This window comes from Bacillus sp. JJ634 (assembly GCF_036962285.1).
GTDB lineage: Bacteria > Bacillota > Bacilli > Bacillales > DSM-1321 > Peribacillus > Peribacillus asahii_A.
Genome location: NZ_JBALMU010000085.1, coordinates 663 through 20,151 on the forward strand (window position 1 = coordinate 663; position 19,489 = coordinate 20,151).

At 35.0% G+C, this 19,489-nt stretch carries 13 protein-coding genes; 11 read left to right on the top strand and 2 right to left on the bottom strand.

Annotated features, from left to right (window positions below; genetic code table 11):
- Nucleotides 1-344 precede the first annotated feature (344 nt).
- The 3 genes from V7068_RS13505 (at nt 345) to V7068_RS13515 (ending at nt 3,104) form a co-directional block, all read left to right on the top strand.
- Nucleotides 345-929 (top strand): AlwI family type II restriction endonuclease, encoded by a 585-nt coding sequence (locus V7068_RS13505; protein WP_499713231.1) that lies wholly within the window; start codon nt 345-347, stop codon nt 927-929.
- Between the two features lie 248 nt (nt 930-1,177).
- Nucleotides 1,178-1,807: a restriction endonuclease FokI C-terminal domain-containing protein gene (locus V7068_RS13510; protein WP_499713218.1), complete on the top strand. Its 630-nt coding sequence runs from the start codon at nt 1,178-1,180 to the stop codon at nt 1,805-1,807.
- A 109-nt stretch (nt 1,808-1,916) separates the two neighbouring features.
- Nucleotides 1,917-3,104, top strand: a complete 1,188-nt coding sequence (locus tag V7068_RS13515; RefSeq protein WP_499713219.1) for a DNA cytosine methyltransferase — start codon at nt 1,917-1,919, stop codon at nt 3,102-3,104.
- 42 nt (nt 3,105-3,146) lie between these two features.
- Here V7068_RS13515 and V7068_RS13520 read toward each other — a convergent pair whose 3' ends face one another.
- Entirely contained in the window at nt 3,147-3,569 is a 423-nt protein-coding gene (locus V7068_RS13520; RefSeq protein ID WP_499713220.1) for a very short patch repair endonuclease, read from the bottom strand.
- Nucleotides 3,570-4,600: 1,031 nt separating this feature from the next.
- Here V7068_RS13520 and V7068_RS13525 point away from each other — a divergent pair.
- The 8 genes from V7068_RS13525 to V7068_RS13560 all read left to right on the top strand — a co-directional run bounded on the left by V7068_RS13525 (nt 4,601) and on the right by V7068_RS13560 (nt 18,731).
- Nucleotides 4,601-7,417 (top strand): Z1 domain-containing protein, encoded by a 2,817-nt coding sequence (locus V7068_RS13525; protein ID WP_499713221.1) that lies wholly within the window; start codon nt 4,601-4,603, stop codon nt 7,415-7,417.
- A gap of 2 nt (nt 7,418-7,419) precedes the next feature.
- Nucleotides 7,420-9,474, top strand: coding sequence for a hypothetical protein (locus V7068_RS13530; RefSeq protein ID WP_499713222.1), 2,055 nt, complete (start codon nt 7,420-7,422; stop codon nt 9,472-9,474).
- Nucleotides 9,471-10,412 (top strand): hypothetical protein, encoded by a 942-nt coding sequence (locus V7068_RS13535; RefSeq protein ID WP_499713223.1) that lies wholly within the window; start codon nt 9,471-9,473, stop codon nt 10,410-10,412. The genes V7068_RS13530 and V7068_RS13535 overlap by 4 nt, the downstream gene beginning before the upstream one ends.
- On the top strand, nt 10,405-11,145 hold the full coding sequence (locus V7068_RS13540; protein WP_499713224.1) for a DUF6339 family protein: 741 nt from the start codon (nt 10,405-10,407) through the stop codon (nt 11,143-11,145). The genes V7068_RS13535 and V7068_RS13540 overlap by 8 nt, the downstream gene beginning before the upstream one ends.
- Complete coding sequence (locus V7068_RS13545) at nt 11,117-12,445, top strand: DNA cytosine methyltransferase (RefSeq protein ID WP_499713225.1); 1,329 nt, start codon at nt 11,117-11,119, stop codon at nt 12,443-12,445. The genes V7068_RS13540 and V7068_RS13545 overlap by 29 nt, the downstream gene beginning before the upstream one ends.
- Before the next feature lie 14 nt (nt 12,446-12,459).
- Nucleotides 12,460-13,395, top strand: a complete 936-nt coding sequence (locus V7068_RS13550; RefSeq protein WP_499713226.1) for a PD-(D/E)XK motif protein — start codon at nt 12,460-12,462, stop codon at nt 13,393-13,395.
- 820 nt (nt 13,396-14,215) lie between these two features.
- Entirely contained in the window at nt 14,216-16,291 is a 2,076-nt protein-coding gene (locus V7068_RS13555) for an McrB family protein (protein ID WP_499713227.1), read from the top strand.
- Entirely contained in the window at nt 16,263-18,731 is a 2,469-nt protein-coding gene (locus V7068_RS13560; RefSeq protein WP_499713232.1) for a DUF2357 domain-containing protein, read from the top strand. Before V7068_RS13555 ends, V7068_RS13560 begins: the two co-directional genes overlap by 29 nt.
- Nucleotides 18,732-18,788: 57 nt before the next feature.
- On the opposite strand, the gene V7068_RS13565 is transcribed toward V7068_RS13560, so the two are convergent.
- A complete protein-coding gene (locus V7068_RS13565; RefSeq protein WP_499713228.1) occupies nt 18,789-19,181 on the bottom strand; it encodes a (deoxy)nucleoside triphosphate pyrophosphohydrolase in 393 nt (130 codons plus the stop codon).
- Nucleotides 19,182-19,489: the final 308 nt, after the last annotated feature.

The window sequence follows — 19,489 nt, forward strand, 5'->3', positions numbered from 1 at the left end:
ATAGTGGAACTATCATTGGCTCCTAACTGGAAATATTTTTTGGAAATATACTTATTAAAGTTAAATATTAATTCGATCCCACTACTGAAGAACGATGGAGTGAAACTTGTGAAAGAAAAAATGATAAAAAATCTTTTCAAGAGTTAAATAGTCATAATTCTTACATACCTATATTTGTAAATAGTTGTTATAGTATTGGCTATATTATTTATATAACTTTTATAAGATTAAAACAGACAACTTATGGGGGAAATACCATTATGATTAACAATTGGCAAGTTCCACGCAATAAAAGGAAATTATATCCAGTTGTAGATGTGCTTTCACTTTTTACATTACAAACAATGGGAGATAATTGGAGAAGTAACCTGAATCGACAATTGGATTTTGAATTAGAATTAGAACGATATGGATTAAAAAGGCCAGGGGAAAGACGTGACAGGAGAGCAGGTGGAGCCAGAACTTATGAATCTTGGTTATCCAATTTAGGTCTTATTTTTAAAGAGACAAATTCGAATGTTGTTCGAACAACATTGGCAGGAGAGGCATTATTAGCAGGACAGCCTCCAGTCCCTATTATCACCAATCAATTATTGAAATTGCAGTATCCATCTTCATATTCAATAAGAAGCAGAGTAAATATCCATTATCGATTCCAAATAAGACCGTTTAGATTTTTGCTAAGGTTACTTGCTGATAACCGAATACAGACGTTATCTAAAGAGGAAATTGGCCGCTTTGTAATCACAGAGGGGGAGAATGAATCACATGAATGTTTTGAACATGTGGTACAGAAGATAATCAATTACCGTGCTTATGGGGATGCAATTTTGTCTTCTGATTTTGAAGAACAGTATAAAAGTAGTACAACTGGTTTACGTTCAAGAGAAAAAACGTTGGCCTATTTAGAGGATATTGNNATTATTTAGAGTACACACAACTTATAGAAAGAAATTCAAACGGAAGTATTTATTTAACGTCTAATAGAATTCGTGATGTAGATAAAATTTTAAATGACGGTACGAATTTAAGAAAACTTGACATCAATCATCCTTATGGTATAGAAAACTTTCAAAGAGGATTTGGTTTAGCACCTAGGCAGAACAGAGATAATCGCAATTTCAGTGAAAAGGCTGTTACGGATAACTTTTATAGAGAAAGAAGAATTCGGAGTGATTTGCTTCATATTGCTGGGACAAGACCTATCACTAATTTTACTGCATCCTTAGTTCGTGAAATTGCTGATACAACTGGTTATACTATTAGTGAAGTAGAAGATGCATTAGATGGTTTTCGACCTGATACGTTTTCTCAATTTGAAGCGAGTTATTTAAACATGGCAATAAGCGGAACAGAACTTGCAAAGGAATTTGAAGTCGCAACCCAGGGGGTTTTTGGACAATTAGGTTTTGGTGCAGAACATATTGGCAATCACGCCTTACATCCTGATATATTTGTTGAGTCGCCGAAAAATTACTCTGGGATAATAGATACAAAAGCATATCGAAGCTATACAATTAATAATGACCATAGAAATAGGATGGTAAATAACTATATACCAACCTACCAGTCTCAGTATAATAATTTTGAATTTTTTATGTATGTTGCAGATGGTTTTGGAAGAAATATTAGATCTCAAGTTCAAAATATATCTGACCGAACAAATGTAGGCGGCAGTGTAATTACTGCTCGTAATTTAATTAGATTGCTTCAACGATACAATGCCAATCCGATTGATCATAATGCACTTAGAATATTGTTTGCGAATAATTCTGTTATATCGATGTCAGATATAGACTCCTTATAGACATCTTGTTTTGGTTCTTTCCTTGGAAGACTTGTTTATTCACAATAATTAATGTATAGTGTATAATTTAGTCTATCGAACAAAGTACGAACACTTGGAGTTGTCGAAAATGATATTTAAAAAAGGAGAGTTATTTTGTGGTCCTGGTGGTTTAACGCTTGGAGCTAAAATGGCTAAAGTTGAAAAAGAAGGAGAAGTGTACAAAGTAGAACATGCCTGGGCTAATGACTATGATGAAGCGACTTGTGAAACTTTCCGTCATAATATATGTCCAGACAATCCTGAAACAGTAATTTGCGGTGATGTACGTAAATTAGATATTACTAGCCTTCCGGAGATAGATGCCTTTGCTTTTGGCTTTCCTTGTAATGACTACTCAATAGTTGGAGAATCAAAAGGCCTAGATGGAGACTATGGTCCTTTATATACGTATGGAATAAAAGTTTTAAAACATCATAAGCCTAAATGGTTTATGGCAGAAAATGTAGGTGGTTTAGAATCTGCCAATGGTGGACATGCATTTATTAAAATACTTCAAGAGATGGAGGGTGCAGGATACAATATTACTCCTCATCTCTATAAGTTTGAACAATATGGAATCCCACAGGCACGTCACCGAATCATCATTGTAGGTATTCGTAAAGATTTTGGATGGAAATTTAAAGTACCGAGAGCTCCATTTAAAAATCCAGCACACTGGAAAACAACTCGCCAAGCATTGGAAGAAGGGCCTATATCAGAAAATGCTTTTAATCACGAATTTACAAAGCATCAAAGTAAAGTAATTGAGATGCTGGAGCATATTCCACCTGGACAAAATGCATGGTATGAAGAGATACCTGAACACTTAAGATTAAATGTGAAGGGCGCTAAACTGTCCAATATATATAAGCGACTAGATCCGGATGCACCTGCATATACAGTTACAGGTAGTGGAGGTGGTGGTACACATATGTATCATTATAGTGAACCACGTGCTCTCACTAATCGTGAAAGAGCAAGGCTGCAGACATTTCCGGATTGGTACAAATTTTTAGGCGGTAAAGAGAGTGTAAGAAGACAGATTGGTATGGCTGTTCCACCAGAGGGAGCAAAGATAATCATAGAAGCAATATTAAAATCTTTTGCAGGAATAACATATGATACAGAAACTTCTAAATGGGAAGAAGATCTTAATGAGATGTTATTAACAGGGAAAATAAAGAAAAGTAAAAAAGGTTCAACAGCAAAGCAAAAGATAAAAAAGCCAAGTAATGATGATGCTCCTAAGGAAGAGCAGATTTCATTTTTAATATAATGTAGCATTTATTTAGCCTTGACAAACATCTTGGAGTCATGGCTATTTGTTTTGGTTTTTAATCTTATCTATAAAATTCGCGACGTCATCTACTACAGCACATAAATCCTGCTTTATATCATGCTCCCATATTCTCTTTATATGCCAACCCTTCTCGATGTAATAATTATTTACCTCGATATCTCGTTGTTGATTGCGTGAGAGCTTTTTATTCCAGTATTCTTGATTACTTTTCGGTTTGTTGTTGTGAATAGGGCAAACATGCCAAAAACAAGAGTCTATAAAAATGACTATTCTATATTTCTGTATAGATAAATCTGGTTTACCGAATAAAGAGTTAACATTTTTCCTAAATCTATATCCTCTACGCCATAGTTCTTTTGTAAAGTGGTTTTCGAGTCTTGATTGAGAGCGGATGGCCTTCATTGTTTTTGTTCTGCTTTCTTTAGACATATTATCAGCCACTAATAAACACCTCCTCGCAGTTAGTTTACTAAAATAAAATTATAAACATTTAGATAACTGGTACAAAAATAAAGAAGGATAGAAAGTCAAGTATACTTGTATAGAACCTGTATATTTATTAATAGCCTTTGTTTATTCCTGTCATTAAATAAACGAATCTTGTCGAGCGTAGTTTTGTAAAGGGGCGTTTGAATTGTTGATTATTATTTTCTATTTATTGGAATTTTATGCAATGAGGAATTCGATTTATCAAATATTTTCCAACTTTAGAAAGGGGAGGAATATCGGGAGAAAAGTTATATATACGTCGAATAATATGCTAAAATTACTAGGGTATTTAGAATGAGAAATTTTGATTCGAATATTTTCTATAATTTAGTATAGAAAAAGATAGATTGATCCTTTTGAGTTTAAATGAAAATTCTCACCCAATCATTAAACCAAAGGAGCGTATCTGTCTAATGAATAGATTAACACATCAACGAGAAATCAATTATGGTTTACTATAATGGAATTTGCTTTTATTTCTTAAAACTAGTTCACCACCATCTCCACTCACATTATAGATGAGATGGTGAGCATTGAAATCTATTTAAGTAGGTGCATGGGTAGCTTAGTTTTAATAACCGATGACAGAATCGCATTAGACTGGCCATCAAGCGATATTGGGTAATTGTACAATTCACGTATCTGTTCGCCGTCTATCTACGAGGAATAGCTTTTAATAAAGTGATTCATTCGTTAAGACAGCGATAGATTCAAAGTATTACTGAGTTTGTTTACTTTTAAATGGTAAATGTAACATCACTTAATTATTTAAAAAAGGGCTTTAAGTGGCATCAGCAACTTTTATTGGTTTTCTACTGTAAATTTTTGTTTTTTAAATATAATCATGCAAATCTAATAATATAAAACATTAAGATAATTTAGTAATTTTTAAGATTTTTATTACTTAAAATATCTGCTTCACTCTAACATACAAGATTCAAATAATATTATGTGAAAATACTAAAATGAGGAGTGCTAGTTTAGTGCAAAGATATAATGATCCTAGATATGATGAGCATAGAGATAAAATATGGAAACTACAACAAAAAAAAGGATGGGCTGGCGCTCAATTCCACGGTGGCTCAGATATAATTCATTTACGAAATAAGTTAGAACAACTTATTGATGATGATGTTTACCCTGAAGACCTTACTGCTGAAATGTGGTTAGAGATATGGAATGAGTTGAAAAAGGCAGATGAAAATTCTAAACGTTTAGATGAACGAATTAAGCGAAGTACACTTGTTGCTTCAAATGCGGATAATGACATGGAGACTCCAAAAGACCAACGATCATCATGGCAACTTTATAGAAACTCATTATCAAATAGTGGTTGGACGGAAGAGTCTATTATTGAATTAGAGCAAACAACTGAAGGAATCTTGAGAAAACTTAATATAAATACTGCCCAAAGTGGTCCTATTAAAGGACTAGTCATTGGTAATGTTCAATCCGGAAAAACTGCGAATATGGCTGGATTAATGGCAATGGCATCTGATTGGGGATGGAATGTATTCATTGTATTATCTGGTATTATTGAAAACTTACGTAAACAGACTGAAGATCGACTAATTAAAGATTTAGATAAGCCAGGAAACCTTGCATGGACACGCATTTCTAAACCTTCTCTGCATAGTGACTCTGCTGAGCGAACACACCAATTACATCTGGGTGAAAATGATTCAAAACGTTACTTAACAGTATGCTTGAAAAACAGCAAACGTTTACAAAACTTAAATGCATGGCTTAAAGAAGATCCACAAAAGCTTAAGCAAATGCGAATCCTAGTAATAGATGATGAAGCTGACCAAGCTGGTATAAATACAAAAGATGTTTCAAAAGAGGAACGTTCAAAAATTAATGGTGAAATTGTAAAACTTGTGAACATTAGCAGTAGAGATCAAGGTAGACCACAAGCTATGAATTATATCAGCTACACGGCTACTCCATATGCAAACTTTTTAAATGAAGCCAAGCCAGAATCGCTTTATCCTAAAGATTTTATTGGTGTATTAAACCCAGCTAAGGAGTATTTTGGTCCAAAACAAATTTTCGGTATTGATGAGTCTGAAGAGTTTCGAGGCTTACGTATTATTCGAGAGATTAGTACAACAGAGGAGTTAGATGAACAAAAACATATTAAGGAGGTACATAAAGGCCATCGTATAGATATCCCCCAATCTTTAAAAAATGCAATTCATTGGTTCTTTTGCGCTACTGCTGTAATGCGTTATCGCAAATATAAGAAACCAATTAGCATGCTAGTTCATACAAGTCAGGCACAGATGGACCATTTGAAAATTGCAGAAGCAATTCAATCATATATTAATTCTTTTTCAACAGGTGCATGGGTAAGCGTATGTGAACAAACCTATGAAGAAGAAAAATTAGCAATGACACTCGAAGACTTTGAATTAGACTTTGAGGGATATCCTTTTAAAATCAAAGATTACCCTACATTTGATCGTATCAAAGAGGAAATTAGCCGTCTTAAAGAACAATTATCTCATATTAAATTAGGAGAAGAAGGCCAACTTGATTACCATGATGGTATTCATCTATGTATCGATAATTGTGCAAACAACGGAATTAATGATGAAGATATGCACGTACGCCTAGCTTATCCAGATGTACCTGTTGAAAGTCATCTGTATCCATCACCGGCACCGGCATTTATCGTTGTGGGTGGGAGTACCTTATCTCGTGGCTTGACAATTGAAGGTTTGGTAAGCACCTATTTTTTACGTACATCAAAAACAGCAGATACATTAATGCAAATGGGGCGTTGGTTCGGTTATCGCAAAGGGTATGAAATGCTACCTCGTATTTGGATGACAAAAGATACGCAACAAAAATTCAGATTCCTTGCTACATTGGATGAAGAACTGCGTGAAGAGCTAAAAGTATACTCTTTACAAGGGGACGATCCTGTTCAATACGGTCCAAAAGTTAAAAATTCTCCTAAGGTTTCATGGATGCAGGTTACTGCTAAAAATCGAAGTCAAAGTGCAATACCAACAAATATAGACTTTTCAGGTACAACAAGCCAAACAACATTATTTAATAATGATATTAATGAACTGCAAGAAAATATTAGAGTTACAGAGGCATTCCTTGAACAATTAGGATCACCTAAATTAACTCGTAACAAGAATGGTCTCTATTGGAGAAGTGTAGATTTTGAAAAAGTGAAGAATGAGTTTTTGACAAAATTTAAATTTAATCAAAAATCACGGACCTTCCAGCAAATCGATAAATTGTGTGAATGGTATGAAGAAAAGGCTCAAGAGGCTGGGTTTACTAATTGGAATATATTAGTTTCAAGCAAAGGTAAACTAGGTGGCAATAATGACAAGCTGTGGGAAATAGCAGGTCATTCAGTTGGAAAGGTATCCCGTTCAAGACTTGGGAAATCTGCTGAAGAGGATCCAAATTTTATTAATATAGGTGTTTTACGTGCTCCCAGTGATTTGTACGCAGATATTGATGAAGAAGGTTTAGCTCTACTACCAGAAGATTATCAAGACTTTACAAAGTCTTCCATGGCTTATGTGCGTGAGGTGCGTAAAAAAGCAGGGTTAAGTAAAACTCCTCAACTTATTCTTTATTATATAGACAAAGATTCTTCTCCAGAGAAAGGATCTAGACGTCGTTTCGCATTGGAAGCTAAAGAAGATATTATCGGTGTGAGTTTATATATTCCAGGACAAGAACATGGAACGAGCTTGGCGGCGAGCTTAACAATTGAATTACCAGACAGTCCAGAGACAGAATACGAAGTTATCGAGGGTGGTGAGTAAAGTTGAAAATTGAAATAGCTGGGTTCAGTAAGATGTCTCAAACGGGAAGTTCTCTGTTAAAGTCATTGCAAAATAACAACCTACCTGTATTAGATTTACTTGCTCGCGAATCCATTCAGAATAGTTTGGATGCAGCATTAAAAACAGAACAGTACGATTCTGTAGTCGTTGACATAGGTACAAGGGAAATTAATGTTCCTTCGCTAGCAAAACATTTTGAAGGAATTGAAAACAATTTAATTGAGAGATTCAATGGTAGCAACCCTAAATCACTGTATATTAGTGATAAAAATACCACGGGGTTGACTGGGAACATTGATTATCGATTAGGGCTTGAAGAAGCAGGAAACATTTACAAGCTTGTTTATGGGATTAATCATCCTCAAACACAAGAGGGGGCAGGAGGCTCTTGGGGGCTTGGTAAAACTGTGTACTTTCGTTTGGGGATCGGACTTGTTATTTACTATACACGAATCCAAAATGACGATGGGACATATGAAGAACGCCTTGCCGCAACACTAGTAGAAAATGAGGATGCACAAACTACTGTATTACCAAAAGATACGAAATGGAATCGAGGAATTGCTTGGTGGGGGCAAGAATTAGAAGCAGGAAAAGATAGCACAATGCCAATTACGGATACTATAGAAATATATGATATTCTGCATGCGTTAAATATTGAACCATTTAAAAATGAGGAAACAGGTACAAAAGTTATTATTCCTTTCATAGATGAAAAACTGTCACAGACGTCAGATGATGATTGCAAAACATGGTGGGAAGAATCAATTGAATCATATCTGAAAATTGCTGTTCAACGTTGGTATGCACCAAGGTTAGATAATCCTAGTTATGAATATGGAAAATGGTTGGATTTTCGAATTAATGGTCACAGATTAACAAAAGAAGATATGGAATATACTTTTCGAGAAATTCAGTATCTTTACAACAAAGCAGCTACTCCTAAATCAAAAGAAGAAAAACAGCATTTAGAAAAAATGAACGTTTATATCCAAGAAGTTAATCTTAGAGGCATTGTAAAGCCTGCTAAGAATAACGAACCGAATGGTGGAATAATCGCGTTCAAAAAATATTCCAAAAAAGAGCTTGGCATGGTTAAACCGATTAACTCCCTAAGTCCATTTGAATACATTAACCGTGAAAATATCAGTGACACAATGAATTCACCAATTGTTACTTATGTACGTAAACCAGGTATGCTAATAAACTATGAGCTAAGCGGTGAATGGTGCAATAACATCGAAGTTAATAAGGAAGAATATCTATTAGCAATTTTTGTACCACGTTCTTACTCAGAGCTTAAAACTAATTCTATTAATACACTTGAAGAATATTTACGTCATAGTGAGGAAGCTGATCATGCCTCATGGTCTAATATCCAAGTAGATGGTAAAGCTACTCGATTAGTATCTAGTATTAAAAATGCTGTACGAAAGGCACTAGCTGATATTTTTCAACAGAATGAAAAAAAACAACAATCTATTGGAACGACAATGCTTTCAAAAAAATTAGGCAGACTTTTATTGCCACCTAGGGGATATGGGAAGCGATTAAACGGATCGATACCTTCAACACCAATATCACCTAGTACTAACATTTCTAGTATGAGGAAAGATAATTTTGTCATTAAAAATCAGCGTTGTGATGACCTTGGCGATTTACTTGTAACTTTTGTATTAAGAATGTCATCAAAAGTAGATCGAACAAATATTGAATTAATTGTATTATCAGAAACTGGGGCTATTAAATCAGACGATTGGGAAAACGAAAAAAATGGTATAGGTACTGCTTTTCCAATTGAAATTAAAGATATTTGCATCAATAAGATAAATGATGTTGTGATTGATGCAAATAATAAGGAGAGGCTCAATAATTATTTTACACTTGTACCCTCTCAACTATACAAAGTAAATAGTCGGTTAATCGTCCAAAATCAAGGTAAACCTCTAACCCTTGAAGGATCTATCACTATTCATAATACAGATCCTTTTGTCCAATTCTCACTAGCACATAAATTTGAGGAGGGACAAGCATGAGTAGTGCGTTAAGCTTATACACAATGTTCGATCATACATTTGAGAACAAAGTATGTCCATTATTCTTATTTAAGTATTCATATACCAATGAGGATGGAGAAAGAGAAGAGCTAGTGCTTAGTGATGATGGTACCGGCGCAGTATTAGAAGATATACATTCTACGTGGGAGTTTCGATATTTCGGACTAAGTATTGAAGGAGAAATTATCTTCAATAATCCAGACTTTCTTTTTGGTAGGAGTGGCTTAGTAAGTGATGATGCAACGATTGGTGTTTCGTTACAAATTGCATCTAAAAAGTCTGCACAGCAAATAATTCATCCTATTGGAGAGATCAAAAAAGGGTCAGGTTCAAGTATAGTTATTAAATTCCAAGAAGAATTAAATAAAAACATGTTTTATGGTAGTTTCAGCATTAATATTTGCTTATATGTTAAAGTAGCTAGTGCAACACCAACATTAGGTAAAGCGAATATATCAGGTATGATGCTTGGAACAATTGTTGAACAAGTGATTGATATTGATGGGAATATGTCTGCATTTCCAATTCAAAAAATTAGTGATCCATCGAAACCGTTATGGTTTATAGAGTATGATATTGACGATGCCACAATTGATTCCTTTGATACAGAGCACGTGTGTATTTATTTTAACTCTGCACATCCAGGGTTTAAATACTTAGAAAAACACGATTCTCAGGTTGGTACTTACTTACAGAATGAAGTAATGGCTAGTGCACTGACACTTATTATTACACATGTCAAATCTCTTCCTGAATGGGACTATATTGTACAAGGAGAACACCTCGAAGAAGGATCAATCGGCGCAGCAATCTATTATTTTATAACAACGTTTAATTGGAATTTCGAATCTCCTGAGCAACTCTCTGAATCCATTCGTGCGTATTTTGAAAGATTAGGAGAAGAACAATATGAGTGAAATAAACTGGCTAGAACCCTCTACTTGGGAAAAAATGAAACTATCTAAATCAGATGCTAAGAAAAAGTTTGAAAATTTACATGAGGCTAACTTAGAACCAAAACAACTCAAATATGCCGATAAAGAATTACGAGAAGCTTTGCTAAAAACCATTAATGAAGTTCAAAACCCTCTATATGAGGAAAAAACAACACCAGATTTGTATGATATTGATTTGCATACAGGTCTAGCTCTCTATGAATTATTAAATGATGATTTTGGGTTCAAAGACCGTTTAGCTGCACAAGATGATATTTGGAGATATTTATCCATAACTATTATCCCAGATATTGTCTACAAGCGTCATGGGTTAAAAGCAGGAAGATATTATGAACATCCTCGACGTATTTGGTTGAAATCAATTTGGTGGTATATCCATTTATCTTGGCAAGGTTCTAAACAAGCAACATTTGAAGTTCTAGAAAATAATACAACTGATAGCATTGTTCAACTTGTTGAGCGTACAGGTCTGAATGGTTATAGAGTTGATTTTTCACGTAAGCTCATGGCAGAATTATATGATAGTTATAAAGATCTTCCTGGATCACAGAGAACTTCTTTATTTCGTCGTGTTTTGAAATTAAGTACCGCTAGAACAAAAATAATTGAACCTAGCTTAATAGATGGCGGTACCGATGCTTATGTGAAAGGATTGTTTGAATACTTTGCTAAACCAAGTGGAAATGAAAAATAAAGAAGTGGTTGATTTATTCTCGGGATGCGGAGGTTTAGCTTTAGGTTTTTTACAAGCAGGATTTTCAATTGTAACAGGAATGGAAATTGATGAATCCGCTCAACTTACCGCATCATATAATCTTCACTGGAAATATGGTAAAGAAAGTGAACATTTGAATTTAGATATTACTAAAAACAACTCAACTATTTTTACAAACTTTATACAATCAAAGCCAATTGTAATAGGCGGACCCCCGTGCCAAGCTTATTCAATTGCAGGACGTGCTAAGCTGCGTTCATTAGGTGAAAATCGAGTAGCAACAAGAGATAAAAGGGGCTATCTATATCAAGACTTCCTCCGCCATTCTCTAGAGTTAGATGCCGGTGCAATAGTAATGGAAAATGTGCCGGAATCTGCTAACTTCGATAATAAAAACATTCCTGAAATTGTATGTGAAAAACTGGAAAATGCAGGTTATACCGCTTACTGGACATTATTGAACGCAGCAGATTTTGGAGTTCCACAAACGCGAGAACGGATTTTTGTCATCGCAGTTAAAAAGGAAATTACCACTGAATTAACTTTGCCAATACCAACGCATCGTCCTAGAAGTACGTACGTTCGAAAACAACGCAATTTTAAAAACACACGATTTTACCGGTTGGCAATAGAGCCTTCAGCACATCTTCCTTATTGGGTAACAGTTGAGGAAGCAATCTCTGATTTGCCATCTTTATTGCCGACACCCAAATCGCCTTACAAACTAAACAAGCTCAACATGGTTCTTCCATATAAATTTGGACCACAAAATGCTTATCAGCACAGAATGCGTGAAAACGTTTTGCCGAAGCATTTAGTTACAGGACATGCTTTTCGCAGAACATTACGTGACTTTCCTATTTTTGCGGAAATGAAACCTGGTGATAATTATATACAGGCGCAGAAAATTGCAATGAATTTGTTTGAAAAAGAATGTGAACGACTTAAGATCAAGCCACAAACAGAACGCTATGAAGAATTAAAAAAAGAAATGGTACCACCTTATTCTATTGAGAAATTCCCAGGAAAGTGGCAGAAACTACAGTTGGATAATCCATCGCATACGCTTGTAGCACATTTAAGTGTTGACACATACAGTCATATACATCCATGGGAGCCGCGTGGCATCTCAGTACGTGAAGCGGCAAGATTGCAATCATTTCCAGATGACTTCTTATTTAATTGTGCGATGGGCGATGCATTTAAACAAATTGGTAATGCGGTACCTCCGTTACTTTCTCAAGCAATTGCAGAAACAATTAAACCATACTTTGATTAGGAGGTGTTTATTATATGACTTTACTAGAAACAATCCAAACACATTTTTCGAACTTACAAGATGGTAAAATAATTGAAATTCAAGATGATAGCGCAAAGGGTAGTTGGGTTGTAAAGATAAACAATGCTAATGGTGTTGCAATTCAAGTTGATGACCATATTGAAGTAAACGAAAAGTTTTCAAAAATGAACTTTCTCACAAAAGACTATTCAATTGAAGGTCAAACAATCCGTCTATTATTAATTACTTCAGATGTAAATCATTTAAGAAATGAATTTGCGAAAATTTGTAGAGATTTTGTTGAACTTGGACCAAATAATGAGACTAGAAATATGCTTACAAAAGAACCTCTTAAGTGGTGGTTACATATGAAAGAACTCCTTGGGAATGCTAATCGTAATATCCAAGTTTATAGCGTTATTGCTGAAATGATCTGTTTCATTCACTTACTTACTCGCTCGAAGGAAGTTGAATGGTTTGGACCTTTTGGGGGAACTATTGATCTTGTTTCTAAAGATGGCTATTATGAGGTTAAATCAACTACTAATCGATATGAATCAATCATTCAAATTAGTGGCCAATACCAGTTATTAAGCGATAAGCCCCAGGAACTTTTCTTCTGTCGTATGGAGAAAAGCCCACATGGAGTCTCAATTCAAGATTTGACAGAAATACTTATTCAAAAAGGCGTAGATGCAGTGTATATTGAAGAGCGATTAGAAACACTAGGAATCAATAAAGGCAGTACAGCTCGTAAAGAATCATACAAACTGCTAGAATGCTCAACCTATACAATTGATAATGACTTTCCAAAAATTACTCCAAAAAGTTTCAAAGGCAATCAAATTCCAAAGCATATCGTACAAATAACTTATAGTATAGATTTAAACGGTTTAGAGAAAAGAAATGTAAGTATTGGTGATTTTCATTTAGAAACTGAGGTCAGTTAAAGATCTCAGTTTCTTCTATATTTAAAGAAGGAATTTCAGCATTGGTTTTGCGAAGAAATCTAAAATGCTCGATTTAGGTGATATAAAAATACTGCTCTTTTAGGAACAAAAGTAGATCTTCTTGTAGAAGATCCTGTTCATCATTATCATATTTAATTTAATCTATACATAAAACATCTAAGTCATTTGTTTCTATATAAAGGAGAGAGGTATGAGCTAAAACAGTATGGCACTTAGAATCTAGGGTAGATATGATTTTTCGTAAAATGTTGCCTTTTTGAAGAATCTAGCAGGTGGATATAATCATGTGAATGGATTTGTGTTTTTTTGAAGAATTATTAATAACAAATGGTATCTGGCACTGTTCGTAATATTTTAATGATAATTATTAATGCGGAATCTCAATTTATACATCACTAGGTGGTATTAAGGGAGAATTTGGAGGCCTTGTTAGAATAGGTAATAAAGAAAATTTCTTCTCTGTAGTGTACAGGGCTATTGATAAAGCAAGGTGGTGCAGTTCCGATCCAGTTTGTTCAGAAATAGAAAAATCCTCTGGTTAAGGTGTCAATAACTTGAAAGGAGCTACTGTTATAGTTGTGCTTATCTTCCCGAAACTTCATGCGAATTAAGAAATCTTTTTTAGACAGGACTTTGCTGATTGATCCAAAAATAGTTTTTTTTAATATTGATTAATATTATTTTTATTTGATTGAATTAGCATGTTTACATAAAGATTAAAATAAATCTCAATCTTTTCGGAACAAAAATGTAATTCCATATTTTGTGTTATAGGTCAAGAATTAAGGTGAATGAATAGATGAAAGAAGTAAGAAGTTGGTTAAAGCCGGATGGCGTTAAAGATTTAATAGGAAGAAAAAGAGTAGATTGGTCTATTTTTAACTATGGTTCTCAGATCCCCTTAGATTTTTATGATGATTTTGCTGAGGTGAATGGGGAGTATTTAAAACCTGGAGATAAAAGAAATATTGAATTGATAATAGATGGCAAATCATATCAAGCTAATCTAGTATTTAATCCCCGACAAGAAACTAAGGGATCAGTACAAATTCGCTACGATCAAAATAATGAGTTAAAAGTATTACTAAGAAGATTTTTTGATGCTTCATACAATTATATAATTTCTCATAAAGAAGAAAATTCTAAGAAGCCTGTCATAACGCCTCCTGAATTTGAAGAGTTTATGGAGTTTTATAAAACGGATAAACCATATGTTTACAAGGTTCATTTGAAAAATAAAAGGACTCAAATAAAAAGAAATTTTTGGTGGGTGAATCAGGGAAGAGCTCATGATGAACAAAGATCCGGTGGATACTTATGGGCACCGAAAAAGTCAAAGCAGGATCGGCCATTGTCTTATCATACTGCTTTATTGAAAGCTGAGGTGGGAGACTTAGTTTTTTGTTATTCCATGCAGGAATTAAAATCCGTTGGTGTAGTGACAAAAAAGGCAATTGAAGGTGTACAGCCTGCGGATTTATCTAATCTTGGCTGGAAAGAAAAAGGCTTTTTATTGGAAATGGATTACTTTAATCTTGAATTTCCAGTAAAGAAGAGTGAGATTCCAATCCAATGGTGTATCGAAGAAGGTGGTCCTTTTGATAAAAATGGAAGAGTCAATATGGGGTATTTTTACTTGATCACAGAGGACTTTGTGAAAAAACTTTTTAATGGTTTTGCTGAAAAGTTTCCTGAAGAAATAAAAAATAAACTAATTAACTATTCTATAGGTGATTTAAAATTAGTTGTTAAAGAAGAGGAACAATCTTATATGAATATCTCATATAAAGACTTAATCCACCACATCCATTCCTACATACAATCCAAAGGTTTCTTCTACACAAAAGAGGAAGTAACGAATTTATTTTTATCTATCAAAACGAAACCATTCGTCATTCTTTCCGGCATTTCTGGTACTGGAAAAACAAAAATTGTTCAGTGGTTTGCAGAGAGTGTGGGGGCTAGGGAAGAGAATGGTCAGTTTGTCTTGATTCCGATTCGACCTGATTGGAATGATGGTTCGGATTTGCTTGGATATACGGATATTAAGGGTGATTTTATAAAAGGGCCGCTCACAAAGGCGATTTTAGAAGCAGACAGGAATCCAGAGAAGCCTTATTTTGTACTGTTGGATGAAATGAACTTAGCGCGAGTGGAGCATTATTTTAGTGATATTTTAAGTGTGATGGAGAGTCGGAAGTGGCAGGAAGGGGAGATGGTTACGTCTACTCTTCTTAGGGATGGGTCGGAGAATAAAGACATTAAGCTGCCAACGAACCTTTACATCATTGGAACGGTTAATATGGATGAAACAACCTATCCGTTTAGTAAAAAGGTGCTCGATCGTGCGAATACGATTGAGTTTAATCGTGTAGAGCTATCGAATTTAGCTTTTCTTGAGGAGCAAAGCGAAGTGGAGTCAATTGCAATCCGAAATAGCATGCTCTGTTCGAAATACCTGTACTTGAAAGATCTTTATTCAGCGAATCCGGAGCTCGTACACAAGGTGACAACCGAATTAGAACATATTAATCAATCGTTACAGTTAACGAATGCCCATATTGGTTATCGAGTTAGAGATGAAATTTGTTTTTATTTAGCTTACAACGAAGAGAGTGAACTGATGCCTTTTGAGCAAGCTTTTGATCACTGCATTCTTCAAAAAATTCTGCCGCGTATTTCAGGAAGCGACACACGCGTTGAGCAGCTATTAATGGGCTTGTATCGCTTATTTACAGGTAAGGAATATACTGATGAATTTGAAAGCTATGACAATGGTATGAAGTTTGCTAAATATCCAAATAGTGCGGCAAAGGTGTTGGAGATGCTTAGGAGGTTAAGGGATGATGGGTTCACTTCCTTCTGGATCTCGTGATGATGTTGAATTAGTCAAAATAGAGGCTGATGAATTTTCATTAGTGATTAAAGGAAAGCCATATCATCATCGCTATGAAGGATTAAAACAATATCGAGTTATGGACTATCATGATACGATGGAGTTTTCTGTTCATGGTGAAACCGTTCAGACTATTGAAGTGTATGATATTGAACAACAAGCGTTAACAGCCTCCCAACAGGTTCGACCAATTTTTTTCGAAAATGGGACGTATCAAGTAATTGTCGTTCCAAAAAACAATCATCTGCTGGAATTTTATCATGAGCATCCGTTACTAAGACGGTCAATTACGTCAATGGAATTAGCAGGGATACGAGTATTGACGGGCAATCTTCAGTTTCAAAATGAAGTAGGCTATACAACATTTGAAATTCGTTCTTTAGACAAGTCATTAGCAGAGGTTACACTAGAAATTTTTCCATCAAAGCTTGATTATCAAAAAGATTACCGAAAGCTGCTTTCAGAGGTCAATGATGAAATCTATAACTTAGCTTTCCATTTTATAAAGAAAACGTATTTAGGAGCTAGTATTAAGCTTGATGGAAATCCAAGCAGGGCTGAATTTTATCGGTTAATTACGAAGCACTTTCAGCAGTTTATTCGAGCGATCAATCGAATTGAAAAGCAGCCTCATCATAAATTAGAACAAACTTATATAAAAGTTCGCGGTGATCAGCTTAACAAGTTAGATTCTCATTCTCGTAAATATTTGCAAAGACGAAGTCAGTTGTTTGTTGAAGTAGAGAACGGGATTGAGATTCATGGCAAAGTGATGATGCCGCGTGCTGGAGTAAAGCCAAAGAAAGAGCTGCAATATGATACGATGGAAAATCGCTATGTGAAGTGGATGATGCAGAGGCTTATTCATAAGCTTGATGATTTAATGATAAGTATTGAGAAGGAAAAAAAGCGTTGGAAGGAAAAGCCCGACCCGGAATTAATGAAACGACTGACAGAGATGAAACAGCAATTGGAGAAGAGAAGGAAAACAGAATTTTGGAGGAAGATTGGCCCGCTTAATCAATCCGTGATGAGCTTAGTGCTCCAGATGGCGCCGGGGTATCGTGATGCTTTTCAAATTTTCTTAACTGTTTCCAAAGGACTTATGCTTCAAGGAAAGCTATATCAAATGTCTGTGAAAGATGTGGCAACACTATATGAATATTGGACTTTCTTAAAGCTAGGGCAAATCTTAACGAAGAAGTATCCGTTGCTAAGTCAAGATATCGTTCAAGTGAATCGTGAAGGATTATTTGTCAATCTAGAGGCGAATCGTACAGCTAAAAGAGTATTTCAACATCCTATTACAAAGGAGAAGATTGAACTTACTTATCAAAAATACGAGAAGAACCTGCCAACCATTCCACAAAAACCAGATACGATGCTGACGATTGAGAAGAAAGGGAAAGATTATCGTTATAACTATGTGTTCGATGCAAAATATCGAATCGATTATGCACAAGAAGGCAGCTATTATAAAAAACGCTATCAATCTCCTGGTCCGTTAGAGGAGGATATTAACACGATGCATCGATATCGTGATTCACTGGTTATGATGAATAATGGACCGTATGAACGCACGGCCTTTGGTGCGTATGTGTTATTTCCATGGTCAGATGAAGCTGTATATCAGGAGCATCATTTTTATGAAAGTATAGATAAAGTCAACATTGGCGGGCTGCCTTTTTTACCAAATGCAACGAATCTTGTAGAGCAGTTTGTGGAGCGATTGATTGAAAAAAGTCCTGAGGAAATTCAGCAAGAGGGTATTTTACCTAGAGGCACGAAAGAGGAATGGGAATCGAGCATAGAAGAGAAGGTACTTGTTGGTTTAGTTGCTAGTGAAGCGGACTATCTTGATTTTCGACAAAATAGATATTACGAGATCCCAAAACAGCAGCTGAGAAAAGGCTGGCAAGAAGCAAAATACATCGCGCTCTACGTAAAAGCGGGAATAGGCTTGGACAATGGTATTTCCGTATACGGGCGGATTGAAGAAATACAATCATACAGACAAGGTGAAGTTGAATATATCCGTCTGACTATCGATGTTTGGAGAGATACAGAGCATATTATTAAGCCTGTCAAGTACGGAATTGCTACGTATATGATGACAACGTTAACGTTACTCAATGAAGCGAGAGAACTTCCTGAGTTATATATGAAAAACAAACAGGAAACTACTTTATGGAGAATGTTAAGGCGAATTTCAGATAACATTAAAATGGATTTAGATCATTCGAACCTTGAGCAAGTATCTCGTGTAGAGACGTTTACCTTTAAAGATATAACGATTCAAATGAACAAAACAGAACAGACATTACATATTAAAAATGCTGATAGTGAAAAAACTGTAAATGCTCAGATGTTAGTAGAACAACCCTCTATTGTATTTAAAGAAATCCTTCAGTTTTTATAATCTCTTTGCCTATGTGTAAAGAGATTTTTTTATCTTTAAGTGAGTACTTAAATCATTCTATGACCGCATTAATTCCTCAACAGCCGGAACATCCGCAGGAGCCCATTTAAGCGAGCTTAAGTTTTCACGTTTAAGCCAAATAAGTTTTGAATGCTCTTTTGGAATAGGTGTGCCTTCTACAATTGTACATTTCATGCAAATTAACGTAATGATGAATGTATCATATTCATGTGTATTTTCATTAAATACATCATTCGCTTTAATTTTGCATCCTAGCTCTTCGGCTATTTCTCTTTCGATAGCAGAGTGAAGGTCTTCTCCTTGCTCGACTTTTCCGCCTGGAAACTCCCACATGTTAGGAAGGCTCATATCAGGCGATCTTAACGCACAAAGGATTTCCTTTTCCTTATTTTCAATAATAGCAGCTACTACTTTGACAGTTTTTTTCATGGAGTCCTCCTGTATAGTGTTAATGACATTACTATCATACCATTTTATTTGTTCGTAGCTTAGAGGAAAGTCTGCAGTGAGCAACCATACTTTAAATGCTTTTGAAATTATATAGAGATTATGGGAAATTTAGATTAGGATTCTTACCCTAGGCGATACACATTAAAACGAATCCTCAATACAATAAATAATAAGAATGATACTTAAGATTGGAATGAGGGATCGTATGATACACATATCGGGGATGAAGTTTCAACAAAGTAGCATGTGGCCGTCTGGCAGTATTGAAAGGATAATTGTTCAACAAA